This is a genomic window from Halorubrum shenae (assembly GCF_051194165.1).
Taxonomy (GTDB): domain Archaea; phylum Halobacteriota; class Halobacteria; order Halobacteriales; family Haloferacaceae; genus Halorubrum.
This window is the reverse complement of the sequence record NZ_JBLZNI010000002.1, coordinates 144,160-168,159: the sequence shown is the minus strand read 5'-3', so window position 1 is coordinate 168,159 and position 24,000 is coordinate 144,160. Positions and strand designations below refer to the sequence as shown.

Sequence of the window (24,000 nt, the reverse complement as noted above, 5' to 3'; positions counted from 1 at the left end):
CCGAGAGAAACCGGCTTTCACCGGACAACAGTCGGTATAAAACGGAACGCGAACCGACGATCAGTGTTCGACCTGTTCCATCAAGGATAACACCGACTCGGAGGCGTCGACTGCAGTGGGATGGACGCCGACGAGTACGATCACGTCCTCGTTGTGTTGAACCGTTCCCACGTACAAGTAGACCGGAACGTCTTCGACCGAGCCGCTCTGTCCGTCGCCGGTGTCGACCTCCGCGTCGATGGTCGTTTCGAGGATCGAGATCTCTGTCTCGCTGCCGAGGATGGTTCGCGTCTCCGTCCCTTTGGCTTCGAGGTCACTCGTATCGATGTCGATGCCGCCGCCGATTCCGCGCTGGTTGACTTGCTTTAACAGCCGCCGGATCAGCTTCGTGTTGTCCACGCCAACGAGCGGGTTGATCGGCTGGCCGCCCACCGTCGCGTTGGGTGTACTCGCCACTAACAGCGCTGAACCGTTGCCGGAGTTTTCGTAGCCGGCGACCCATGTTGTCGCGGACAGTCGCGCATCCACACCGGCGACGTCGAACTCCTGTTCGAAGGGAAACGACTGCGGCTCTTCACCCACGTACCCGGCTTCGGACGCGGCCGAAGGCGGAACGCTGGCCGGTTCCGCGTCGAACTCGTAGCTGCCGTTCTCGCCGCCGGCGCACCCGGCGACCGCGACGGATGTCGATGCGGCAATCGCTGCGAGGAGTCCGCGTCTGTACATGTTGACGATTACGCTTGCTACGACGGTTAAGCGTATCGCCCTGGATACTCTGATCTGATAACCAGGCTGTTCACGGGCGTTCCGCCTGGGTGCGACCGTTCAACTGACCGACTGCTTGCGCCGGGTCTGACGGATCTCTCGCGGTGCGATCGAAGGCACAAAGTTCACGGTGTGTCGCGCGCGAGGTGAGCCAAATGGAACGCCGAGGACAAATCGGACTGGCGGAAGCGCTCCTCCTTGACGTCGTTCGTCTCCACGAGACGTGGATGGAGGTCGTCTTCCCCAGACAGCTCGATCCGAGCGCGGTGTTGGGGAAGTGGAAACCGGAGGCCCCCCTCGAGACGATCGGGTACTACCTCTGGGCGGTCCTCGGAGCCCCGCTCGTAGCAGTGACGTACCCCCTCCTGCTCGTCGGATTCGCCACCCGGTACTACGCGGCGAAACTTGACTCCGCAGTCACGCGGTTCGGCGTCCTGGGCGCGGTGATCGTTGCGACCGTCGTCTGGGGTTCGCTCACCCTCCTCGCGCACTTCCAACTGCCGACCGAGGTGATGCTCGGCATTGCCGGCGCAAGCGTCGTCGCCGTCGTCTCTGCCGGGCTCGCGGCCGGATTCTCGAAGGTCGGCGGCCGGTTCGTCAGCGTTCTTCTCGCGTACCCGTTCGCGATGACGGCGATCTTCCTGCCGCCGGTCGTCGCCGGGCTGCTCACCCCCTCGATCTCGAACGTGATCCTCGACCCGAGCTACGAGCTCGCGCGCTGGATACTCGATACATTCCTCTCCGTCGGCGGGATCAACGAGACTCTCCGCGGGGCCTTCGATCTGAAAACGTTCGGGCAACAGTGGGGCGCCGCTGGGCTCGGCTACGTACTGATGTGGATCGGAATCTCGATTCCGCTCGGCTGGTTCCTCGGGCTGCTCGTCGCGCTGGCGAACCTGATCCGTCCGAAGTCGGACGGCTGACGCCCCGACTACCAGTCGACTCTCGGTCCTACGTTCCCGCGTCTCACCTACCGCTCTCCTCCGCGTTCGAATCGCTCGCTCGCGGTTTCGAATGCGGACTCCGACTGCTCCTTGCTCCGCCGACTCTCCCGCGCCGCGATCGCTTCGGGGTCGGGGTTGGCATCGTCATCGATTCGAGCAAACGACTTGTGGACCTTCGTGTGACACCAGCGGCACAGCGCAACGGTGATCTCGTGGGGGCCGGCGTCGTCGGAGTCGCGGGTATCGGCTGAGGCAGAGGCGGCGTCACCGTACGAGAGGTGGTGTTCTTCCACCAGCGGACGGGCGTCGTCGTGGGCCAGCCGAACCTCGGCCAGCCCGCACCGGTAACACGCTCTCCCGTCCGTCGTCGACTGGTAGTGCGGGCAGGCACGCCATGCGTCGTCCGCGCCGACATGGCAGGCGTAGCCCTCTCGGCGGCGCTGGGCGATGAAATCTGGGTCATCGCCCGCCCGCGTCAGCGAGAACCGACAGCGACCGTCGTCGGTGAGGTGGTCACAGGTCCCCGCGATCGCGTATGGATCGTCGACGCCGACCGGGGTCCCGTCGGGTGTGCGCTCCATTCCGACGCCACCTCAGATGAGGCTCGCGCCGTCTAGATCTGTCCGACCGTAGTCGACATCGAGCAGGCGGAGAAGGGTCGGAGCGACGTCGAGCAAGTCCGCGTCCTCGACTTTCGCGTCCGGGTGATCGATGAACAAGGCCGCGTCCTCGAAGGTGTGCATCCCGGTCCGGGGACCGTCCGTGTCGAACACCGCGTCGTGGGACCGAAAGCCGGCCTTGAGATCGAACCCCTCGTGCGGGATCACGACGAGGTCGGGGGCGATGGCGTCGTGATCCCCGCGGAAAACCGTCTCTCGCTCGACAACCCGCTTCGCGACGGAGTTCCCGTTCGGTCCCTCCCACGCCTCGAGTTCGGCTCGGAGCTCCTCGCGGACCGCCTCGTACTCCGACTCGGAGACGGCGCCGTCCGGCTCGCGGCCCTCCACGTTGAGGTAGAAGCGGCCGGGGACCAGGGAGTAGGCGCGGGCGTCGCCGGCGATGTCGGACAGAGAGCCGTGGTCGTCGGCGTCCTCGTACGAGAGCCACCCCTGGCGCTCGAGCCACTCGTTGCAGTACACGTCGTATCGGAGCCGGGTGAACCCGTGCGTGGAGCCGACGACGAGGCGCACGTCGTCCGGGAGCGCTTTTCTGATGGCCCCGATGTGCTCGTCGAGGGCGCCGTAAAACTCCAGTACGTCCTCGCGGTACGAGCCGCTATCCGCGTAGTCGCCCCACAGGAAATGGTTGATCCGGTCCGGGGTGGAGAACACGCCGACGAACAGGTCCCAGTCGTCCATCTCGACGTACCGGGCGAACGCTTCCGCGCGGGCGTCGAGGGTTTGACGCGCCTGTTCGATGAAGTCCGTCTTATCTTCTCGGTGGCCGAGCTTCGCGTTGACCGACAGCCTGTAGTCGCTCTCGGTGAGGTAGTTCCGGAACTCGTCAGGGTGAGCGGCTTTGTCGACATCGGGCGAGAGGTAGCCGGAGACCATGCGCTGAACCGTTCGCTGCGGCGGGAACGTGACGGGGACGTTCATCACCGTCGCGTCGCGGCCCGCGTCGGTCACGCGGTCCCACACCCGCGTCGCCTGCACGTCGCGACCCATGGGGACGTAGGTGTCGTACGAGCCGATCTCTCGGTCTTGAAAGCCGTATACGCCGGTCTCACCGGGGTTCACGCCGCTCGTGAGCACCGGCCAGCACGCGCTCGACTCGGGCGGCACGGCGCTGTCAATCGGTCCTCCGTCGCCCTCGTCGGCGATTGCCGACAGCGTCGGAAACGTGTCCGGATTGTCGGCAACGAGGCGATGGGGAAGCCCGTCGATCCCGATGAACGCCACGCGTGGCGTGTCGTTCCCTCGCAGCCGGTCGAAGAGGCCCATAGAGGTACATCCCCCGTCGAGGTCAAAAGCGTTCACATCGCTTCCCGGTCGTCTCGCCGCTGGCCGTCGGACCCTTCGGCTCTCGGGAGCCTTTTGAATGCGGGTCGTCACGGTGAGGCATGGAGACGCGACGCACGCTTCTCGTCGACGCGTTCGCGGACGAGCCGCTTGCCGGGAACGTCGCCGGCGTCGTGCCGGACGCCGCGGGACTGAGCGACGATCAGATGGGGCGGATCGCCGCGGAGCTGGGCGCCTCCGAGACCGCGTTTCTGTTCGGCGCCGCCGCCGACGCCCCTGACCAGATCCGGTATTTCACCCCCTCGACCGAGGTCGACCTGTGTGGCCACGCCACGATCGCGACCTACGGCGCGCTGTTCGCCGAGGGCGCGATCGACGCCGGTGACCGCGCTCTCCGGACCAACGTCGGCGACCTCGAAATCGCGATCGACGACGACGGGACCGTCTGGATGCGGCAGAACCCGCCCACGGTAGATCTGATAGAATCGGGGAGCAGAGCCGGTGGAGACACTGACGGAGCCGACATCGACCCCAACGGAGCCGGCCTCGACGCGGATCGCCTCGGCGACGCGCTGGGGATCGACTCGGCCGCCTTACGCGACGTGGGCGCCGACCTCCCGGTCGCGGTCGCCTCAACCGGGCTCCCGTGGCTCGTTGTCCCGGTGAACTTCCTCGAACGGCTCGGCGAGGCCGAGCCCGACATAGCGGCGATCGAAGCCATCTCCGAGTCGTGCGACGTGGCCGGGATATACGCGTTCACATTTGACACACTCGACGCCGAATCGACGCTCCACGGCAGGGCGTTCGCGCCGGCGGTCGGCGTTTCCGAGGATCCCGTGACGGGGACCGCGAGCGGCGCGGTCGGGGCCTACCTCCGCGAGGTGGGCGCGTTCGACGGCGACTTCCCCGAGGAACTGCGGTTCGAGCAGGGGCACTTTCTCGACCGACCCGGTCGCGTTCGCGTCCGAGTCGCGGGTGACGCGGTGCGGGTCGGCGGCGAAGCGATCGTCTCGATGGACGCTGCGTTGCGCGTGCCGGCGGACGACGGTGACGACGAGATCATCGAGGCGTAGCGACGTACCGGAGCCGAAAGCGGTGCGGCTCCCCCGTCGGAACTGATGCCGACACCACAGACCGAACGCTTAGGAGTCCGCGAACCGTACCCGCGTTATGGAGTTTGACCTCCCTCGTGCCGCCGGTATCGTCGCGCTCATCGTCGTCGCCGGCACCCTCGGAGTCGCCTTCGGGACGCCGATGGCGCTCCAGACGACGATGATGATGGTTCTCCCCTCGATGCTCGTCTTCGGTGCCATCGCGTTCGTCGTCGGGATGAAACACGGCGAGTTCCGGTCGACACGCGCCTGAGAGTCTCGATACGGCTGCTCCGCGTACCCGCGACGCCCGAGAATCAGGACGCTTTTTAAAACGCCGACGACAACTCGGAGCCGTGCTACTCGGGTCGCCGCTCACGGAACTCCTGCTGCTCGCCGGCGGCGCCGTTCTCCTGTACGCCGGCGCCGAACTGCTCGTTACGGGCGCCAGCGACCTCGCGCTCGCGATCGGGCTGAAGGCGTCGACGGTCGGCGTCACCGTCGTTGCGTTCGCGACCACGGCCCCCGAGCTGTTCGTCTCGCTCCTCGGCGCGGTCACGGTGTCGACCGACACCGGCCTCGGCGCGATCGTCGGCTCGAACATCGCCAACATCGGGCTGGTGTTAGGGGCCTCCGCGCTGATTCGCCCGCTCGACGTCTCACAGACCGTTTTCGAGCGCCATGTCCCGTTCATGGTGCTCGCCGCGCTGCTGCTCGTCGGCCTCGGCTGGGACGGGCAGATCGGGACCGTCGACGGCGTCCTCCTCCTCGCGGCCCTCGTCGCGTTCACCGTCGTCGTCCTGCGGCGGGTCCAGCAGACGCAGTCCGGGATCTCCGCCGCCGAGCGCGCGGAAATGCCGGACGCGCGCCTCCGCGACGTCGGCCTCGTCGTCGTCGGGATCGTCGCGCTCGTCCTCGGCTCCCGCTGGCTGGTTCAGGGCGGGCAGACGCTGCTCTCGGCCGCCGGATTCTCTGACATTTTCATCGGGCTCACGGTGTTGGCGCTGGGGACATCGCTCCCGGAACTGGCCGCGAGCGTCATCTCCGCGATCCGGGGCGAAGCGGAGTTCAGCGTCGGCAACGTCGTCGGCTCGAACATCTACAACATCCTCGCGGTGATCGGCATCGTCGCCGTCATCACGCCGATCAGCGTGGCCCCCGGCGTGCGCGGCTTCGAGTTCCCCGCGCTACTCGCATTCACCGCTCTGCTGGTCGGGGTGATGTACCGCGGTAACCGAATCTCGCGGGTCGACGGCGCCGTCCTCGTCGTCGCCTACGTCGTGTTTATTTACCTCCTGCTGCCGTGAGCGCGGGGTAGACCCCACTGGATCGGCGAATCATCGACGGGTGCTATTTATAAGTAGAGCACAAGCCGATATGCTGGTCGGCGCGTGCCTGCGAGCGGGCCGCAGGCCCGCGAGGAGCACGCGCGAGGTCGCCGGCTGGGGCTTTGGAGGTGTTCGCCGACGCTCCGCCACCAACCACTTATAAACGATCAACCGGACATCCGGGCGGGCCCGTCACCGCGCCATCGACATCGTATCGAAATCGTATCGACGGCTATTCGGCTGCCCGACTCCGACCGGAACGTGTGATAGCGATCGTCGTCAGCCGGGCCGACAGTGCCTCGGAACACATCGGCGAGCACCTGCTCGATCTCGGCGACTGGGAGCGTCGCGACGACCCGAGCCGCCCCGACGCCGAAGGCGGCGGGACGTACTACCGGACCGACGGGTTCGAACTGCGGGAGTTCGACGACCTCCACATCGATCTCGACGATCCCGCGGCCGCGTTCGATGACGCGTCTCCCGACTTTCTCGCGTTCATATCCCGCCACTCGGGAGAGACGGGGAAGCTACTGACGGCCCACGTCACCGGGAACTTCGGCCCTGCGCCGTACGGCGGCGAACCGGCGACGCTGGCGCGGGCCGCGCCGGGCGCCGAGAAGCGCGTCGTCGAGGCGCTGGCGACCCACGCACCCGACGGGTACGACGTGGGAATCGAGTGTACCCACCACGGGCCGACGGCCACCTCCGTCCCGTCGCTGTTCGTCGAACTGGGATCCGACGAGCCGGAGTGGTCCGACCCGGAGGCGGCCCGGGCGGTCGCGCAGGCGGTGCTCGACCTGCGGGGAACGGGCGCCGATCTGGTCGTCGAGGAGGCGGACGGCGAGACTCCGTCTCCCCGCCACGTTGTCGGCTTCGGCGGCGGCCACTACGCCCCGCGGTTCACCCGGATCGTCCGCGAGACCGAGTGGGCGGTGGGCCACGTCGGCGCCGACTGGGCGCTTGGCGACCTCGGCGCCCCCGACGCGAACCGAGACGTGATCGAGCAGGCGTTCGCCCGGAGCCGCGCGGACCTGGCTGTGATCGAGGGCGACAAACCCGACCTCGCGGCGACGGTCCGGGATCTCGACCACCGCGTCGTGAGCGAGACGTGGGTGCGCGTGGTCGGCGATCGCCCTCTGTCGCTGGTCGAGCGGCTGGAGGCCGACCTCGCGACGATCGATGAGGGGCTCCGATTCGGCGAGAGTGTCCCCGCAGATCCCGACGCGATTCGCATCAGGGAGCTCCCGGAAGACCTGCTCTCGCGGGCGCAGGGCGTGGACGCGGACGCGACCCGCGCGGCCGTGGAGACGAACACGGTTGCCTTCGACACCGAGCAGGCCGGGACGCGGGCGGCGGGAGGAGCCGCGTTCGCCGCTGCCGAGGAATCGACCGGCTACGATGACCTCGTCGCGGATCTGGCGGGCGTGTTGGAGCGCGGGTACGACGCGGTCGAAGTCACCGAGGGCGCCGTGGTCGCTCGCGAGACCGCGTTCGATCCCGGACTCGCCGCCGAGCGGGGAGTTCCGGAGGGGCCGGCGTTCGGCCGACTCGCGAACGGGGAGTCAGTCGAGATCGACGGCGAAACGGTCGCGCCCGAAGACGTGTCGCGGGCGCGGACGGAGCGGTTCCCGATCGAGTGACGCTTTCGATGGCGCGACCGCAGATCGGCGACCCGATCGATCGTTTGTGATCGGTGATACGCGGGTTCTGTCGGCTCTGAAGACATTCTCCGGCCGTCTGACTTGCGTCAGACGATCGGGCAAAAATAAATACGTCCGGGTCGCAACCACACCATATAATGGACTCTATTGTAGAGGACGCCATCGACGAAGCCGAGGAATCCCCGGCGGACGACGCCGGGGAGGCCGGCGCCGGCGCGAACGACGCGGCTGCCGGCGCCCCGCCACAGTCCGGAACGATGACCGACGACGAACTACAGGACGTTCTCCAAGACCTCCAGACGAACATTACCGTCGTCGGCTGCGGGGGCGCCGGCGGCAACACGGTCAACCGGATGACCGAGGAGGGGATTCACGGCGCGAAGCTGGTCGCCGCGAACACCGACGTCCAGCACCTCGTCAACATCGAGGCCGACACGAAGATCCTCATGGGCCAGCAGAAGACCCAGGGCCGCGGCGCTGGCTCCCTCCCGCAGGTCGGCGAGGAAGCAGCCATCGAGTCCCAAGAGGAGATCCAAGACGCCATCGACGGCTCCGACATGGTGTTCGTCACCGCCGGGCTCGGCGGCGGCACGGGGACCGGGTCCGCCCCGGTCGTTGCGAAGGCCGCCCGCGAGTCGGGCGCGTTGACCATCGCCATCGTCACGACCCCCTTCACGGCCGAGGGCGAGGTCCGACGGACGAACGCCGAGGCCGGCCTCGAACGCCTCCGCGACGTGAGCGACACGGTCATCGTCGTCCCCAACGACCGCCTGCTCGACGCCGTCGGGAAGCTTCCCGTCCGGCAGGCGTTCAAGGTGTCCGACGAGGTGCTGATGCGCTCGGTGAAGGGAATCACCGAGCTCATCACGATGCCCGGACTCGTCAACCTCGACTTCGCCGACGTTCGCACCGTCATGGAGAAGGGCGGCGTCGCGATGATCGGGCTCGGTGAGTCCGACTCCGACTCGAAGGCGCAGGACTCGGTGAAGTCCGCGCTCCGGTCGCCCCTGCTCGACGTCGACATCTCCGGCGCGAACTCCGCGCTGGTCAACGTCACGGGCGGCACGGACATGTCCATCGAGGAGGCTGAGGGAGTCGTCGAGGAGATCTACGACCGGATCGACCCCGACGCCCGGATCATCTGGGGCACCTCCGTCGACGACGACCTGGAAGGCGAGATGCGGACCATGATCGTGGTGACCGGCGTCGAATCACCGCAGATCTACGGTAACAACGGCGAGGCTCCCGAGGGGGAGGCGGCGTCCGAGATGGAAGATATCGACTACGTCGAGTAATCCCGCCGTCAGCGGTAAACACGGCTCGTTTCGGGGATCGCTGTCCGTTTCCGTCCGTTCTCACCCGCGGCGTTCCGCCCGCCTCGCATCAAAAGGTAAAAACCGGATCGCCCCGAATCCACACGTAACATGGACGTTCCGTACGACCTCAACAGCTACATTCGGGTGCTGAAACTGGCGAGCACGCCGAGCACCGACGAGTTCCTCCAGGTGTCGAAGATCGCCGGGGCCGGCATCCTCCTCATCGGCTTCATCGGCTTCATGATGTTCGCGATCATGAGCCTCCTGCCGGGGGTCGGCGCGTAATGCCGATCTTCTCGGTCAAGACCACCGCGAGCCAGGAGCGAACCGTCGCCGACATGCTCGCCGAAAAGGAGATGCCGGAGATACAGGCGGTCATCGCCCCCGACCAGCTCACGAGCTACGTGATGGTCGAGGCCACCGACGGCAGCGTGTTCGCCCGAATCCTCGACGAGATCCCCCACGCTCGCGGTGTGATTCAGGGCTCGGAAGGGCCGGCACGGAGCCCCTTCTCCGAGGTCGAGCACTTCCTCTCGCCGACTCCCGACGTGGAGGGGATCGCCGAGGGCGACATCGTCGAGCTGATCGCCGGGCCGTTTAAAGGCGAGAAGGCCCGCGTCCAGCGGATCGACGAGGGCAAAGACCAGGTGACCGTCGAGCTGTACGAGGCGACCGTCCCGATTCCGGTGACGGTCCGCGGAGACCAGATCCGCGTACTCGACTCGGACGAGCGGTAAGCGGTCCAGGTTTTTTTTTCGAATCGGCCTTCGATCTGCTCGGCGAGTCGTCGGTAACGACAAGGGCTTTACCCGACGACGACTGACCGGTCCGATATGTTCGGTTCCGGCGTACCGGCGGTTCTAACTTTGTTGCCGGACACGTTCACGTTCGCCTGGGTCGTCGCGATCCTCTTCGGCGTCGCGTGGTTGCTGGACAGCCGCGGGCTGGCGGCGGGTCGCTCGCTCGCGGCCGGCACGTGGGCGCTGTTCGGGCTCTTCTGGCTGACGACGGTCCCGTACTTCGCGTTCGAACACCAGAGCTACGTCGAGTCGATCCTCGCGCTCGTCGGGGTGCCGGCCTGTCTGTACGCCGGCTACCTCCTGTACAACGGGCGCGCCTCCCTGTTCACCCTCACGCGGGCGATCGCGATCATGTTGTTCATCTACCTCCCGTTCGAGACGATCCCGGCGTTCACGCTCGCCGGCGTCGCGTTTCCCGAGCCCCGCCGGATCCTCATCGAGGTCGTCGCGACGCAGACCGGACTGCTCATCGACCTGTTCGGATACGCGCCGGAGCGGGTGGCGAGCAGCGAGGGGTACAACTCGGCGTACCTCTGGACGCTCGACGACGGGCACACCTACCGGATCGACATCGTGCTCGCGTGTACGGGGCTCGGGAGCATGGCGATCTTCGGCGGGCTCATCGCGGCGGTCAAGGCCCCCCTGCGGCGGAAGCTTCGCGGGCTCGCGGTGTCGGTCTCGCTCATCTACGTCCTCAACATCCTCCGGACGGCGTTCATCTCTATCACGGCGGGCAACCAGTACATGCACTGGTACCCGGATCTCGTGTTGGCGATGTTCGGCGCGACCGACCCCTACCGAGTGTCGTTTCTGATCTCCGATCGGATCATGAGTCAGCTGCTCGCTGTCGTGGCGCTGATCGGGATCACGTTCCTCGTCGTGCGGGAACTGCCGGAGCTCGTGGTCATCCTCGAAGACGTGCTCTACCTGCTCACCGGCGAGGAGCACGACCTGACGGAGTCGCTCGATCTCCCGCGGAAGCCGACGAACCGCTGACGGGACGTCGCGCGGACACCCAGAAAATCAGACGATTTATTAACATATAGTAGAGGGTGTCATAGAACAGTTCGCATGGCTATCAACGGATTCAGCGTTGGCGGTTCCAAAGCGGCTGTATACGGCTCCACAGGGGGCACAGACGCTGAGCTTGATCTTGCTACCCGAGGATAAATAGCCACTATTCTGAAACAAAAAGTCGAATTTTGATCGGTTTTAATCGGCGTGCACTTGGTGCACGGACTTCTTAGGATGTAACGCTCTCAAAAGATAACTAGAGTGACTATAGCATGTGAAGAGTTCTATGACACCCTATATAGTAAGCTATAGGCGTCGCTATCGACTGCTTCGGCGTATGAATGCGATGACTCGGTCGGCGAAGACGATGCGGCGACCGCGGGCAGTACCGCGACTGCGACGCCGACGAGGTGACATCCCGTGTTGAGCGCCGTCGACCCGCTCGTCTACCTCCAGACGAACGTCGCGAAGTTGGTTTTGGCGACCGCACTGGGGATGTTCCTCGGACTGGAGCGAGAGTGGTCTCATAAGTCCGCGGGGATCCGGACGTTCTCGCTGATCAGCCTCGCGGCGGCCGTGTTCTCGCTGCTCGGCGACGACGGACTCCTGATCGTCGGCGGGGCGCTGATCGTCGTCATCGCGGTGTTGCTCGCGGGTCGCAACTTCGTCGACGACGATGTCGACGGGCTCTCGCTGACCACCTCGGTATCGATGCTTGTCACATACGGGGTCGGCGTGCTCGTCGCCGAGGCGTTCTTCATCGAGGCGGTGACGGTGGCGATGCTCTCCTCGTTGCTGCTCGTGCTGAAACGCGAGCTCCACCAGTTCGCGTGGGGGCTCTCACGGGAGGAGGTCCGCAGCGCGGTCGAGTTCACGATCCTCGCGTTCGTCGTCTTCCCGCTGCTCCCGGCGGAGACGATCGACCCGTGGGGGGCGATCCAGCCGCGGCTCATCTGGTCGCTGGTTGTCGCTGTCAGCGCCATCGGCTTCGTCAACTACGTGCTCGTGAAGCGGTACCAGGGGCGCGGCTACGCGTTCACCGGTTTCTTCGGCGGGCTCGTGAACTCGACCGCGGTCGTCGCCGAAATGGCTAAGCGCGCCAAGGGCCGGGCGGACTTACTCGAGATCGCAGTCGGGTCGATCCTGCTCGCGAACGCTGCGATGGCCCTCCGGAACGCCGCGGTCGTCGCCGTCTTCGTCCCGGAGGCCGCCCTGATCGTCGGCGCGCCCCTGGGCGCGATTACGGTCACCGGCGTCCTCGTCGCGGTGTGGCGCAGCGACTGGCAGACGACGATGGAGGCGGAACTCACCTCGCCGTTCAGCCTCCGGAACGCCTTGACCTTCGGGGCGTTGTTCCTCGTCGTGCTACTCGTCTCGGCGGGCGCCGAGCGGGCGTTCGGCGCGGGTGGGTTCGTCGTCACGTCGTTCCTCGCGGGGCTCATCTCTTCGGGAACTGCGACAACCACTGCGGTCTCGCTTCTCGGGACCGGACAGATCACCGTCGACACCGCAGTCGCCGGCGTCGTCGCGGGGACGGCAGCGAGCATCGTAGTTAAGACAGCGTTCGCGGCGAGCATCGCGCGGGAACTGGTCCGGCCGGTACTGTTCTGGAACCTCCTGTTAATCGCGGTGGGAGTCGCCGTCGGCGCGCCGCTGCTCCTCTTTTAAGCGGTCGCGAAGAGTTCGACGGTCATGCGCCGACCTACGAGAGGTGCGCCGCCACGTCGGTCGAGGAGACCATCCCGACGTAGTCGTCGTCGACGACGGGGAGGTGTTTGACCTCGTACATCGTCATCATCGCCGCGACCTCCTCCATCATGAGGTCCGGCGTCACCGTCTCCACGTTCTCGGTCATCACGTCGCGGACGACGGCCTCGTCGAGGTCGCGGCCGGCCGCGACGGCACCGATGATGTCGCTCTGTGTGATAATGCAGCCGCCGCCCGTCGTCACGATGAGCGCGCTGATGTCATCGTCGTCCATCCGACGCGCAGCCTGGCGAAGCGGTTCGTCGGCCCCGATCGTCTCCAGCGGCGTCGACATGACCTCGCTGACGCGAGTTCGATCGTTCAGATCCATATCACGTTGTGTGCTAGCAAATTTCATTACTCTTCCGGTGTGCGATCCGCACCGCTCCGCTCCACGGCTTTCGAGCCGGGCGGTGGTGCGTCCGAGGTCGTGACATCGCTTAAACGAGCATATATACGCGTCCGTACCTGTTCTGTGTATATGCCAGGGGCTCTCAGCTCGTTGGACGACTTCGGGACTCGGTCGTTGCTCACGCACGCTATCATGTCGCTAACGCTTCCGCTCGGGCTTCTCATCGGCCTCACCGTGGATTCACAGCTCGGGCTGGTGTCGTTCGTCGCGCTGTTGAACTTCACCGCGGGGATGTGGATCTGCCAGTCGATTCACTCGCTCGGCGCGGAGGCTAACGAAGAGGGATACGACGGCGTCATCAACGAGCTAAGAACCTATGTCAAGTGACAGCGGGATCGATACGGGACGGTTCGGACGCCTCGTGCTGTTGATCGGGTTCGTCACGGCCGTCTCGCTGCTGACGTCCGCGCGGGTGCTCCCGGGCGACCTGTTCTCCGTTGCGGTCGTCGCCATCGGGAGCATCGCGCTCGTCACCGCGATAATCGGCTTCCTGATCGCAGCGGGCGCAACGTACGACGACCAAGTGAACGCGTCGGGTCGCTAGCCGGTCGAACGCGCGACTGTCTCGTCTCTCGGACCGAGCGATGCGTCGGCGCGAGGCTCACCGCCGCTCCGAGAGGTACGCCGTCAGGTCGGTCGTCGACACCATTCCGACCAGCTGACTGTCCGCATCGACCACCGGCAGGTGCGTGTACCCTCGGTCCGTCGGCTCGGCAAGCTCTTCGACGGACGCGTCGGGAGACACGGTGACGATATCCGTCGTCATGAACGCCTCCACGGCGGTCTTGTCCTCCGGATCGTTCCGTCGGACGAGCGAGACGAAATCGGTCGCCGTGATGAGTCCGGTTAGCCGGTGTTCCTCGTCGACGACGAGGATGGAACTCACTCCGGTCTCCAGCATCCGCCGTGCCGCGTCCGCGGCGTCGGCGTCCGGACTGATCGTGATGAGGTCGGTCGACATGAGCCGTTCGACGGCGAGGTCAGTCATGTGGCGTGATAACGCATTCGGGGGTCATCAAACGTACGGTCGTCGGACGCGGCCCGACCCCGCAGCGCTCACTCCGCGACGAGATCCGCCGGCGCGTCCGCCAGCCCGGCGAGCGCATCGGCCTCGACGTGATGGAGGTCGCCGGGGATCACGAGGAGGTGAAGCGGGTCGCCGAACTCGCGCTCGGCCAGCGCGCTCAGGCGATCGGCGGCGACGACCGCGTCGGGCGATCCCGCGCGGGCCACGACGACGGCGAGTGCGTCCTCCAATCCGTCTGCCAGCAGGCCGGCCGCGACATCGGCGGTCATGTACTCCTCGTGGTCCGGGTCGGAGCCGGTCGGGCCGGTCCCCACCTTGATGTCGAGGTAGACGACGGTGTGGAGCCCGCGCTCGCGGTTCGCCTCGATGGTGTCGATCACGCTCCCGGGCACGTCGTCGCCGCCGTGGGCGTACGGGAACGGGAGCGTCGTCGCCTTGCCGAACCGGTAGTTCTGGAGTCCGGTGAGACTCGATGCGGCCGACTGAGCGGTCACGCCGTGGACCACGCGGGTGTCGATCCCCCGCTTCTCGGCCCGCAGCCGGAGGTCGGTGTGGGTCGTCGATATCATCGTGTCGCCGGCGGTGAGGAACGCGGCGTGGCCGTCTTCTGCGGCCGCGAGGATCGCCTCCGGGTCTTGTTCGACGCCCTCACGTGTCCGAACTTCGATCGGCGTGTCGTGGTACGTCTCGAGGGCGTCGACGTCGGCGCCGACCAGCTTGCTGGTGTAGAACTCCGCGAAGACACGGTCCGCGGACCGGAGCGCTTCCCGCCCTTCGACGGTGATCGAGCGCTCGTCGTAGAGGCCGAGACCGATGAACGTGAGCATACGGTTTCTCGAGCGGGCGCGGAGTAAAAGGACGCGGAACGCCGGTTCCGCGCTCTCGGCCCGATTCGTCGGTCTTCAATGATTGTTCCTTGCGAATCTATGGCAAGCCATAAGAGGTAACCCACACTATGTCAAATCACTAGGCCCTCACGGGCTCACATACCACTATGACTGACGACGAACTCATCTGGCGAATCTCGGGGGGATCCGGTGACGGGATCGCTTCGACCAGCCAGAACTTCGCGAAGGCCTTGATGCGATCGGGGCTCAACGTCTTCACGCATCGCCACTACCCGTCGCGGATCCGCGGGGGCCACACGTACACCGAGGTTCGAGCGTCTTCGGATCCGGTCAACTCCCGAGGAGATGGGTACAACTTCCTGCTTGCGCTCGGCGACTCGTTCGCCCGAAACCCGCAGGAGGGGGCCCTCTACGGGAACGAGGAGATCAAGCCGCTCTCGGAGAACCTCGACGAACTCCGCGAGGGCGGAGTCATCGTGTACGACGAGGGACTCTTAGACACCTCCGAGATTCCGGACTTCGATGAGCGCGCCGATGAGAACAACTGGCACGTATACCCCCTCGACCTCCGCGGGCTCGCCCGCGACATGGGTCGCGAGGTCATGCGCAACACCGCCGGCGTCGGCGCCACCTGCGCGCTGACCGGAATGGACCTCAACCACGTCGAGGACCTCATGCGCGACGCGATGCCGGAGAAGATCCTCGAGCCGAACATCGAGATCCTCGAGACCGCCTACGACCAGGTCCGCGAGGAGTACGACGCGGACGCGCCGGACGTGTCGGTTCCAACCGGCGAACACGACGAGACGCAGCTGCTCATGTCGGGCTCGGACGCCATCTCCTACGGCGCCATCGACGAGGGCTGTCGGTTCATCGCCGGCTACCCGATGACGCCGTGGACCGAGGTGTTCACCATCATGACGAAGAACCTGCCGAAGCTCGGCGGGATCTCCGAGCAGGTCGAAGACGAGATCGCCGCGGCCGCGCTCGCGGTCGGAGCCTCGCACGCCGGCGTGAAGGCCATGTCCGGCTCCTCGGGCGGCGGCTTCGCGCTGATGTCGGAGCCGCTCGGGCTCGCGGAGATGACCGAGACGCCCGTGGTCCTCGTCGAGGCCATGCGCGCCGGTCCCTCGACCGGACTGCCGACGAAGCCGGAGCAGTCCGACCTCGAACACGTCCTGTACACCTCGCAGGGCGACTCCCAGCGCGTCGTCTTAGCGCCCGGGACCGTCGAGGAGGCGTACGAGCAGTCGCGGATCGCCTTCCGACTGGCCTACGAGTACCAGATCCCGTCGATCCTGCTGTACGACCAGAAGCTCGGCGGCGAGATGACCAACGTCTCGAAGAGCCACTTCGACCGTGAGCCGAACCCGACGCTCGGGAAGACGCTCTCGGAGGACGCGCTGACGGATGAACCCCACTCGGACGACGGGAAGTTCCACCGGTTCCAGCACGACGTCGACGACGGCGTCTCTCCGCGGTCGATACCCGGCCAGAAGGGCGGTCGCTTCCTCGCGACCGGCAACGAGCACGACCCGACCGGCCACATCTGCGAGGACCCGGACAACCGCGTCGCGCAGATCGACCGACGGACCCAGAAGTTAGAGGCGATCCGCGCCGACCTCGACACGGTCGACACCGGCTCCTACGCCGGCCCCGACGACGCCCAGTACGGCATCCTCACGTTCGGCAGCCAGCAGGGTACTGTCGAGGAGGCGGTCGGGCGGCTCAACGACGCCGACGTCTCGGTGAAATCGTACGGCGTCTCCGACATGCTTCCGTTCCCGACGGAGCAGGTCGAGGCGTTCGTCGAGAGCGTCGACGAGGTCCTCGTCGTCGAAATGACGGCGTCCGGACAGTTCCGCGGGCTCATCCAGAAAAACCTCGGCCGCTACGGCGAGAAGCTGTCGAGCCTGTTGAAGTACAACGGGAACCCGTTCGAGCCGGCCGAGATCGTCGACGGGTTCGAGGCTGCGATCATCGAGGGCGACGGCGACGCGTCCAGCCATCAGACCACCTTCGTCCCAGCCGCAGGTGACTAACCAATGAGCACGTTTTCAGCAATCGGAGAGGAACGAGAGATCGACCGCGACGAGTACACGCCCAGCGTCGAGCCCCAGCCCACGTGGTGTCCCGGCTGCGGTGACTTCAGCGTCCTGAAGGCGCTCAAGCAGGCGCTCCCCGAGGTCGGCCGCTCGCCCGAGGAGACCCTGCTGTGTACCGGGATCGGCTGTTCCGGCAAGCTGAACAGCTATCTCGACACGTACGGGTTCCACACGATCCACGGGCGCTCACTGCCCGTGGCCCGCGCCGCGAAGCTCGCGAACCCCGGGCTCGAAGTGATCGCCGCCGGCGGTGACGGCGACGGCTACGGGATCGGTGGGAACCACTTCCTCCACACGGCTCGGGAGAACCACGACATGACGTACATCGTCTTCAACAACGAGATCTTCGGGCTCACGAAGGGCCAGACCTCTCCGACGAGCCCGAAGGGCCACAAGTCGAAGACGCAGCCGCACGGCAGCGCCAAGGAGCCGCTCAAGCCGCTCTCGCTGTCGCTGAACGCCGGTGCCTCCTACGTCGCCCGCACGGCCGCGGTCAACCCGAACCAGGCCAAAGAGATCCTGATCGAGGCGATCAACCACGACGGCTTCGCCCACGTCGACTTCCTCACCCAGTGTCCGACCTGGAACAAGGACGCACGTCAGTACGTCCCGTACATCGACGTCAACGAGTCCGACGACTACGACTTCGACAAGACGGACCGCGTTGAGGCCGCGGAGATGATGCGCGAGACCGAGGAGTCGCTGCACGAAGGCGAGGTTCTCACCGGCCGCTTCTACGTCGACGAGGACCGGCAGTCCTACGGCGCGGAGAAGCAGGCGATCGGCGAGATGCCCGAGGAGCCGCTGGCCGAGCGCTACTGGGACGACGACTACGAGTGGGAGCGGTCCCACGACAAGTTCCTCGACAAACACGCCTAACGCGGGCGTAGACCGAGATTCTCCGCCGATCCCGCCGCGGTTCCTGACCCTTTCGTCGTCCGTTCGTCTCGTTTTTCGGTTCGCAAGGTATTTTTTCCGTGGCGACAAAGTAGTGGTCATGAGTACGGTATCGACGGAAGAACGGATCTTGTCGGTGTTAGAGGAGGACGCGCAGGCCTCCTGTGCGGAGATCGCTGACCGAGCCGATGTCTCGAAGCCGACGGTGCGCAAGTATATCGATCGTCTCGAAGAGAAGGGCGTGATCGTCGGCTACTCCGCGGAGATCGACCCCAAGAAGCTCTCGTCGCAGTCGATCGCGATGGTCGGGATGGATGTCGACTCGGGGCAGTACGTCGGCGCGACTCGGAGGCTGAAAGAGCTCGACGAGGTACAGGCGCTGTACACCTCCTCGGGCGACCACATGCTGATGGCCGAGGTCCGCGCCGGCGACGGCGACGAACTCGGCGACGTCATCTCCGAGAAGCTCCTCGGTGTCGACGGCGTCACCGCGGCGCACCCCTCCTTCCTTCAGGAACGGCTGAAGTGATGGTCGCTCACCGATAGGCGGCCGCGACGAGTATTGTTGCGACTGCTGTCACCGAAGCGCGTCTACGTCGGCGACGACGACTGACTCCTCGCCTGCCGGTCCGCGACGGGTGCCGCGGTGGGCAAACTGGTGCGCGCTGAAGAACTCGGTGGCACCGGGACTGTCGGCCGGAACGCTCGCGCGAAGAACCTCGACACCGTTGTCGGCCACCGAGGACGCGACGCGGGTGAGCAGCTCACCTGCAACCCCCTCTCCCGCGTGGTTCGGGTGGACCCACAGCGCGAGCAGTTCGGCTTCCCGGTTGTCATCGCCTGTGTCTCCCGATTCAGCCGTAGAATCTCCCGCGTCGGGGTGAGCGATGGCGACGCCCACCGGCCCCTCAGCGTCTTCCATCAGGAACGACCATTCGGCCTCCCCGGCAGCCTCACGGACGCCCGCAGCGGATACGTCGAGAAGGGGAGCACCGATGTCGTCGAAGACGGTTGCCTCGCGGGCCCGCGAGACCGCCGTTCGTAGCGCCTCCGCGTCGTCGGGCTGAGCCGCCCGGACATGCATGTCTAGCCATAAGTAAAGAAGTCACCTATAGGTTTCGGGTTGACAACGTTTCGCATGGGAGCGACGTGATGAATAGGCAGTTCGATCAGTTGTGCGGCGTCTCGACGTATGACAACACGCTGGTTGCCGGGTAACTACACGTTCTCCCAATCAAAACGCCAGTCAACTCGTCACGCGACCGGTTCGATTCCGATCGTGACCGTGACGCCTTCGACCTCCCACTCCTCGACGAGGTCGTTCTCAGCGTCCGCGGCGTCGCTCGGGTGGTCGAGCCACGCGTCGGCGCGCACTTCGCCGGCGATCAGGTCGGCGTGCTCGTCGACGAACTCGGTGATCCGATCGTCGTCGACAGCGACGCCGACACGGATCCGGGCTTCGACGTCGAGATCGAGTTCCTTGCGCATCTCTTGGATCCGGCGGATCACGTCGCGGGCGTACCCCTCGGACTCGATCTCGGGAGTCAGAGAGGTGTCGACGTAGACGGCGCCGCCGTCGAAATCGACGCCGGAGACGTGCTCCGGCGGCTCAGCGACGTACTCGACCATCTCGTCGTCGAAGTCGACGGGCTCGCCGTCGACGGTCACCTCACCGCCTTCGACCGCTGCGCGGGTCGCGCCCTGCACCGCCTCCATCACCGTCTGGGCGTCGGCGCCGAACGCGGGGCCGATCGCGCCCATCTGCGGCTCGGCGGTCTCGACCAGTTCGTCGAACGCGTCGGTGACGGTCACCTCGCGGGCGTTGACGCGCTCGCCGATCAGGTCGTCGAGGCGCTCGACTGCGGCGGTCACGTCCTCGTCGTCGCTCTCGACGACCACGCGCGGCACGGGCCAACGAAGCTTGCGACCGGCCTGCTGACGGGCGTTCGCGGCGGCCTCCTCCACGTTACGGAGAACGGCCACGTCGCGTTCGAGCCCGGGGTCTCGGCGGTTCTCGTCGGGCTCGGGGTAGTCGAGCTGGTGGACGGTCGTGGCCTCGCCGTCGAGCGTCTGGTACATGCGCTCGGTCATGTACGGGGCGATCGGCGCGAGCAGTCGGGTCGTCTCGTCGAGGACGGTCGCGAGCGTCGCGTAGGCGCCGCGCTTCGAGGCGGAGTCGGCCTCCTCCCACATGCGGTCACGGACCGCCTTCACGTAGAACCGCGACACGTCCTGCGTGACGAACTCGATGACGGCGTTCACGGCGTCGCTGACGCGGTAGTCGGCCCATGCCTCCTCGACTTCCGTCTCCACGGACTGGAGCCGAGAGAGCACCCACTCGTCGACGAGTTCGAGCTCGCCGTCGCCGAGGTCGGCCTCGGCGGGATCGTAGCCGTCCAGATCCATGTACTCCAGCGGGAAGCGGAACACGTTCCAGAGGATGTTGAGCTTCCCTTGCAGCTCGCCGAGGCCGTCCCACTCGAACGCGAGGTCGACCCCCTGCTGGTCGTGGCTGAGCAGGTAGGTGCGGAGCGGGTCGCGGCCGGCGCGTTCGATCGCCTCCTCGGGCGTGACGATGTTGCCGACGGATTTGGACATCTTGCGACCGTTCTCGTCGTTGGCGAATCCGTGCATCAGCACCTCCTCGTACGGGACTTCGCCGACCGCGGCGGTCCCCATCCCGAGCTGCGACCAGAACCAGCCGCGGGTCTGGTCGTGCGCCTCGACGATGAAGTCGGCGGGCCACAGCTCGTCGTGTGCGTCCTCGTCGCTCGGGTACCCGATGGTTCCCCAGCTGGCGACCGAGGAGTCGAGCCACACGTCGAACACGTCTTCGACGCGGCGGTACGTGGTGTCGTCCTCGACGATCGTCAGGTCGTCGACCGAAGGACGGTGGAGGTCGATCGTCTTGGGGTCGACGTCCTCCTCGACGCGCTCGGCGAGCTCCTCGCGAGTGCCGATCACGATCATGTCCTCGTCGAGGTTGCTTTGGTCTGTGTCCTCCGGCACCCAGATCGGGATCGGGACTCCCCAGTAGCGCTGGCGGGAGACGTTCCAGTCGGGTGCGTCCTCGATGAAGTCGCGGAACCGGTTGTCACGGGCCCACTGCGGGTGCCATTCCGAGTCCTCCATGTTATTGAGGAGGTCCGATTTGACGTCCGTGATCGAGATGAACCACTGGTCGGTGACCAGCTGGATGATCCCGGTGTCACAGCGCCAGCAGTGACCGTAGCTGTGGTCGACGGTACCGTGCGCGAGCATGTGGCCGTCGGCGACGAGGTCGTCGACGATGTCGTCGTTGGCGTCGCGGACGAACTGCCCCGCGTACTCCCCGGCGGCCTCGGTGAACTCGCCGTTGGGAGCCACTGGACAGTAGATGTCGAGCCCCAGTTCGCTGCCGCGCTGGAAGTCTTCTTCCCCGTGGCCCGGCGCGGAGTGGACCAGTCCGGTGCGATCGGCCTCAACGTAGTCGGCGGCGTGCACCTGTCCGGCGCCCTCGAAGTCGGGGTACTCGGCGACGCGGTCGGCGAGCGGGTGGTTGTACTCCCAGCCGACGAGCTCGTCGCCCGTCAGCTCGGCTTCGACCTCGTACTCCTCGTAGCGGCCCTCTTGGAGCACGTCCTCGACGCACTCTGCGGCGACGTAGATCACCTCCTCTTCGCCGTCTTTCTCGGCGCGGACGGCGTTGTATGTGAGTTCCTCGTCGACGGCGACGAAGGTGTTCGCGGGAATGGTCCACGGCGTCGTCGTCCAGATGACGAGGCTCCCCTCGCGGTCGGCGAGCGGGAATTTCACGTAGATCGAGGGGTCCTCGACGTCCTCGTACTCGACCTCGTTGTTGGCGAGTCCGGTCTCGCATCGCGGGCACTGCGAGATGGAGCGTTTCCCCTGCTCGACGAGTCCGTTGTCGGCGACCTCGGAGAACGCCCACCAGGCGGCCTCCATGTACTCGGGATCGATCGTCTCGTACGGGTCGTCCCAGTCCATCCACACGCCGATCGACTGAAAGTCCTCGTCCATCGCCGCCCGGTTGCGCAGGGCGAACTCCTTGCACTTCTCGATGAACGACTCCATCCCATACTCTTCGATGTCCCGTTTGTTCTCGAAGCCGAGCTCCTCCTCGACTTTCACCTCGATCGGGAGCCCGTGCATGTCGTATCCCGGGCGGTCGGTGACGCGGTGGCCGGTCATCCGCTTGTGGCGGATGATCGCGTCCTTCAGCGTCTTGTTCCACGCTGTGCCGAGGTGCATCTGTCCGGAGGTGTACGGCGGGCCGTCAACGAAGAAGAAGGGCGGGTCGTCGGCGTGCGCCTCCGTCGCCGCCTCGTAGGCGTCCGTCTCGTCCCAGTACTCCTCGACCCCGGACTCGACGTCCGCGGGCGTGTACTGGTCGTCGATATCGTCCATATCCGTTGGTCTTCGCGCGCGTATTTGAATACGGCGGAGTCGGTGTCGCTTGGCCACATCGAGGCCACGTGACCGATGCTAGTGGTCCGCGGCCGGTGTCGTCCGTCCCGTCATCGTGTCGATCGCGAACCCGGCGATGACGATGTCGAGGTCTTCGACGGCCTCGTCGAACACGCGGATCGGGGTGAACTGACGGTTGATCTCGGCGGTGTCGAAGCGCTCGCGTTCGGCCTCGGACAGCTCGGTGAGCCGGCCGGTGACGACGACGCTCCACGAGTCGATCTCCTGTGGCTCGTCGGTGGAATCCGTGGCGTGGACGACGTAGCAGGCCGTCTCGGTCGCGTCCCAGAACGCCCGTTTCGCACTCTCGTCTCTCAGTCCGAGACGAAAGTAGAGCTTCTCGCCGTCGTAGTAGTGCGCCAGCGGAAGCGCGTACGCGTCGTTATCACGGGCAAGCGAGAGGACGCCGGAGGCCGCCGTACGTAACCGCTCGGCCGTCTCGGCGTCGTCCATCCCGCGGGTGTACGCGTACTCCTCACGTTCCATGACAACTATTTGGAGTGAGCGGACTTAAATATCGAGCCCGGTGTGTCCCCGACCGGTCGAACGGCGTCACGGCGTTTTATGCCCACAGAACGGGTGGGGTTGAGTATGGACTATCGACGGCTCGGTAACACGGGACTCAGCGTCTCGGAACTCTGCTTCGGGACGTGGCGGTTCGGGCGGGAGACGAACGGCGTCGTCGAGACCGGTCGCGAGGAGGCCCACGAACTGCTCGATGCGGCGGCGGACCACGGCATCAACTTCATCGACACCGCCAACGTGTACGGGAATCCGAACGGGACGAGCGAGGAGTATGTCGGCGAGTGGCTCGCGGAGCGCGAGCGTGAGGACTACGTGATCGCCTCGAAGGTGTACTTCCCGTTCGACGGGCGCGGCGAGCCCGGCCCCAACGACTCCGGGCTCGGACGCAAACACATTCGCGCGCAGGTCGAGGGGACGCTCGACCGGCTCGACACCGACTACCTCGACATCTACTACATCCACCGCTGGGACGAGGAGACGCCGATCGAGGAGACGATGCGCGTTCTCGACGAGCTCGTCTCGGAAGGGAAAGTGCACTACCTCGGCGCCTCCACGATGGCGGCGTGGCAGTTGACCAAGGCGCTGTGGACTGCCGACGCCAACGACTACGCCGACTTCGACGTGGTCCAGCCGCTCCACCACGCCGGCTACTACGAGGACGTGAAAGAGTACCTCGACGTGTGCGCCGATCAGGATCTGGCGGTCTGCCCGTACTCCCCGCTGGCTGGCGGGTTCCTCACCGGGAAGTACGAGCGAGCCGACCCCGACGACCCCGAGCGGGTGATCGCGCCGGACGGCTCGCGGGCGAGCTTCGACGACCGGTTCGAGCGCTTCTACCTCTCAGAGCGCGGCTGGAAGGTGCTCGACGCGGTCCGCGAGGTCGCCGACGAACTCGACGCGACGCCGGCACAGACCGCGCTCTCGTGGCTCACCGAGTGGGACGAGTTCACCTGCGTCCCGATCGTGGGCGCGCGCACGACCGACCAGCTCGCGGAGAACGTCACCGCGGCCGACCTCGAGATGTCGGACTCGCAGTGGGACCGGATCATGGACGCGCGGTACGACCCGGACGGGAACCTCTGGGGCCACTAAG

The 24,000-nt window shown here is 66.1% G+C and carries 25 protein-coding genes; 16 read left to right on the top strand and 9 right to left on the bottom strand.

The window, feature by feature from the left end:
• Positions 1 to 60: 60 nt before the first annotated feature.
• Positions 61 to 726, bottom strand: coding sequence for a DUF6517 family protein (locus ACNS88_RS03635; protein WP_435094002.1), 666 nt, complete (start codon positions 724 to 726; stop codon positions 61 to 63).
• A gap of 194 nt (positions 727 to 920) precedes the next feature.
• Here ACNS88_RS03635 and ACNS88_RS03630 point away from each other — a divergent pair, with 194 nt between their 5' ends.
• A complete protein-coding gene (locus ACNS88_RS03630; protein ID WP_435094000.1) occupies positions 921 to 1,688 on the top strand; it encodes a hypothetical protein in 768 nt (255 codons plus the stop codon).
• 47 nt (positions 1,689 to 1,735) lie between these two features.
• Here the strand turns inward: ACNS88_RS03630 and ACNS88_RS03625 are convergent, their stop codons facing one another.
• Together ACNS88_RS03625 and ACNS88_RS03620 are read right to left on the bottom strand one after the other, a co-directional pair.
• Positions 1,736 to 2,290, bottom strand: coding sequence for a DUF7097 family protein (locus ACNS88_RS03625; protein ID WP_435093998.1), 555 nt, complete (start codon positions 2,288 to 2,290; stop codon positions 1,736 to 1,738).
• Between the two features lie 12 nt (positions 2,291 to 2,302).
• Complete coding sequence (locus ACNS88_RS03620) at positions 2,303 to 3,652, bottom strand: alkaline phosphatase family protein (protein ID WP_435093996.1); 1,350 nt, start codon at positions 3,650 to 3,652, stop codon at positions 2,303 to 2,305.
• A gap of 119 nt (positions 3,653 to 3,771) precedes the next feature.
• On the opposite strand from ACNS88_RS03620, the gene ACNS88_RS03615 reads away from it, so the two are divergent.
• The 9 genes from ACNS88_RS03615 (at position 3,772) to ACNS88_RS03575 (ending at position 12,548) form a co-directional block, all read left to right on the top strand.
• Positions 3,772 to 4,743 (top strand): PhzF family phenazine biosynthesis protein, encoded by a 972-nt coding sequence (locus ACNS88_RS03615; RefSeq protein ID WP_435093995.1) that lies wholly within the window; start codon positions 3,772 to 3,774, stop codon positions 4,741 to 4,743.
• A 97-nt stretch (positions 4,744 to 4,840) separates the two neighbouring features.
• Positions 4,841 to 5,035, top strand: coding sequence for a DUF7333 family protein (locus ACNS88_RS03610; protein WP_435093993.1), 195 nt, complete (start codon positions 4,841 to 4,843; stop codon positions 5,033 to 5,035).
• A gap of 82 nt (positions 5,036 to 5,117) precedes the next feature.
• The gene (locus ACNS88_RS03605; protein ID WP_435093991.1) at positions 5,118 to 6,068 is read left to right on the top strand and encodes a calcium/sodium antiporter; all 951 of its coding nucleotides are present in this window, start codon (positions 5,118 to 5,120) and stop codon (positions 6,066 to 6,068) included.
• Between the two features lie 284 nt (positions 6,069 to 6,352).
• Positions 6,353 to 7,729: a D-aminoacyl-tRNA deacylase gene (locus tag ACNS88_RS03600; protein ID WP_435093989.1), complete on the top strand. Its 1,377-nt coding sequence runs from the start codon at positions 6,353 to 6,355 to the stop codon at positions 7,727 to 7,729.
• 158 nt (positions 7,730 to 7,887) lie between these two features.
• On the top strand, positions 7,888 to 9,045 hold the full coding sequence (gene ftsZ, locus ACNS88_RS03595; RefSeq protein ID WP_435093987.1) for a cell division protein FtsZ: 1,158 nt from the start codon (positions 7,888 to 7,890) through the stop codon (positions 9,043 to 9,045).
• 129 nt (positions 9,046 to 9,174) lie between these two features.
• Entirely contained in the window at positions 9,175 to 9,351 is a 177-nt protein-coding gene (locus ACNS88_RS03590; RefSeq protein WP_435093985.1) for a protein translocase SEC61 complex subunit gamma, read from the top strand.
• Positions 9,351 to 9,803, top strand: coding sequence for a transcription elongation factor Spt5 (locus tag ACNS88_RS03585; RefSeq protein ID WP_004050001.1), 453 nt, complete (start codon positions 9,351 to 9,353; stop codon positions 9,801 to 9,803). Before ACNS88_RS03590 ends, ACNS88_RS03585 begins: the two co-directional genes overlap by 1 nt.
• Positions 9,804 to 9,899: 96 nt before the next feature.
• Positions 9,900 to 10,862 (top strand): archaeosortase A, encoded by a 963-nt coding sequence (gene artA, locus ACNS88_RS03580; RefSeq protein WP_435093983.1) that lies wholly within the window; start codon positions 9,900 to 9,902, stop codon positions 10,860 to 10,862.
• 438 nt (positions 10,863 to 11,300) lie between these two features.
• Positions 11,301 to 12,548: an MgtC/SapB family protein gene (locus ACNS88_RS03575; RefSeq protein WP_435093981.1), complete on the top strand. Its 1,248-nt coding sequence runs from the start codon at positions 11,301 to 11,303 to the stop codon at positions 12,546 to 12,548.
• Between the two features lie 34 nt (positions 12,549 to 12,582).
• On the opposite strand, the gene ACNS88_RS03570 is transcribed toward ACNS88_RS03575, so the two are convergent.
• Complete coding sequence (locus tag ACNS88_RS03570) at positions 12,583 to 12,957, bottom strand: CBS domain-containing protein (RefSeq protein WP_435093979.1); 375 nt, start codon at positions 12,955 to 12,957, stop codon at positions 12,583 to 12,585.
• A gap of 150 nt (positions 12,958 to 13,107) precedes the next feature.
• On the opposite strand from ACNS88_RS03570, the gene ACNS88_RS03565 reads away from it, so the two are divergent.
• Complete coding sequence (locus ACNS88_RS03565) at positions 13,108 to 13,365, top strand: hypothetical protein (protein WP_435093977.1); 258 nt, start codon at positions 13,108 to 13,110, stop codon at positions 13,363 to 13,365.
• Positions 13,355 to 13,582, top strand: coding sequence for a hypothetical protein (locus ACNS88_RS03560; protein WP_435093975.1), 228 nt, complete (start codon positions 13,355 to 13,357; stop codon positions 13,580 to 13,582). The genes ACNS88_RS03565 and ACNS88_RS03560 overlap by 11 nt, the downstream gene beginning before the upstream one ends.
• 57 nt (positions 13,583 to 13,639) lie before the next feature.
• On the opposite strand, the gene ACNS88_RS03555 is transcribed toward ACNS88_RS03560, so the two are convergent.
• Positions 13,640 to 14,026, bottom strand: a complete 387-nt coding sequence (locus tag ACNS88_RS03555; protein ID WP_435093973.1) for a CBS domain-containing protein — start codon at positions 14,024 to 14,026, stop codon at positions 13,640 to 13,642.
• A gap of 68 nt (positions 14,027 to 14,094) precedes the next feature.
• Complete coding sequence (dph5, locus tag ACNS88_RS03550; protein WP_435093971.1) at positions 14,095 to 14,892, bottom strand: diphthine synthase; 798 nt, start codon at positions 14,890 to 14,892, stop codon at positions 14,095 to 14,097.
• 167 nt (positions 14,893 to 15,059) lie between these two features.
• On the opposite strand from dph5, the gene ACNS88_RS03545 reads away from it, so the two are divergent.
• The 3 genes from ACNS88_RS03545 (at position 15,060) to lrpA1 (ending at position 18,444) form a co-directional block, all read left to right on the top strand.
• Entirely contained in the window at positions 15,060 to 16,955 is a 1,896-nt protein-coding gene (locus tag ACNS88_RS03545) for a 2-oxoacid:acceptor oxidoreductase subunit alpha (protein ID WP_435093969.1), read from the top strand.
• 3 nt (positions 16,956 to 16,958) lie between these two features.
• Positions 16,959 to 17,897 (top strand): thiamine pyrophosphate-dependent enzyme, encoded by a 939-nt coding sequence (locus tag ACNS88_RS03540; RefSeq protein ID WP_435093967.1) that lies wholly within the window; start codon positions 16,959 to 16,961, stop codon positions 17,895 to 17,897.
• 118 nt (positions 17,898 to 18,015) lie between these two features.
• The gene (gene lrpA1 / locus ACNS88_RS03535) at positions 18,016 to 18,444 is read left to right on the top strand and encodes an HTH-type transcriptional regulator LrpA1 (protein ID WP_435093964.1); all 429 of its coding nucleotides are present in this window, start codon (positions 18,016 to 18,018) and stop codon (positions 18,442 to 18,444) included.
• Between the two features lie 48 nt (positions 18,445 to 18,492).
• On the opposite strand, the gene ACNS88_RS03530 is transcribed toward lrpA1, so the two are convergent.
• The 3 genes from ACNS88_RS03530 to ACNS88_RS03520 form a co-directional block, all read right to left on the bottom strand.
• A complete protein-coding gene (locus ACNS88_RS03530) occupies positions 18,493 to 18,999 on the bottom strand; it encodes a GNAT family N-acetyltransferase (RefSeq protein ID WP_435093962.1) in 507 nt (168 codons plus the stop codon).
• 170 nt (positions 19,000 to 19,169) lie between these two features.
• Positions 19,170 to 22,322 carry an isoleucine--tRNA ligase gene (gene ileS / locus ACNS88_RS03525; protein WP_435093960.1) on the bottom strand — a complete coding sequence of 1,051 codons (3,153 nt, stop codon included), beginning with the start codon at positions 22,320 to 22,322 and terminating at the stop codon, positions 19,170 to 19,172.
• 78 nt (positions 22,323 to 22,400) lie between these two features.
• A complete protein-coding gene (locus tag ACNS88_RS03520; RefSeq protein ID WP_435093958.1) occupies positions 22,401 to 22,868 on the bottom strand; it encodes a pyridoxamine 5'-phosphate oxidase family protein in 468 nt (155 codons plus the stop codon).
• A gap of 105 nt (positions 22,869 to 22,973) precedes the next feature.
• On the opposite strand from ACNS88_RS03520, the gene ACNS88_RS03515 reads away from it, so the two are divergent.
• Positions 22,974 to 23,999 (top strand): aldo/keto reductase, encoded by a 1,026-nt coding sequence (locus ACNS88_RS03515; RefSeq protein WP_435093956.1) that lies wholly within the window; start codon positions 22,974 to 22,976, stop codon positions 23,997 to 23,999.
• Position 24,000: the final 1 nt, after the last annotated feature.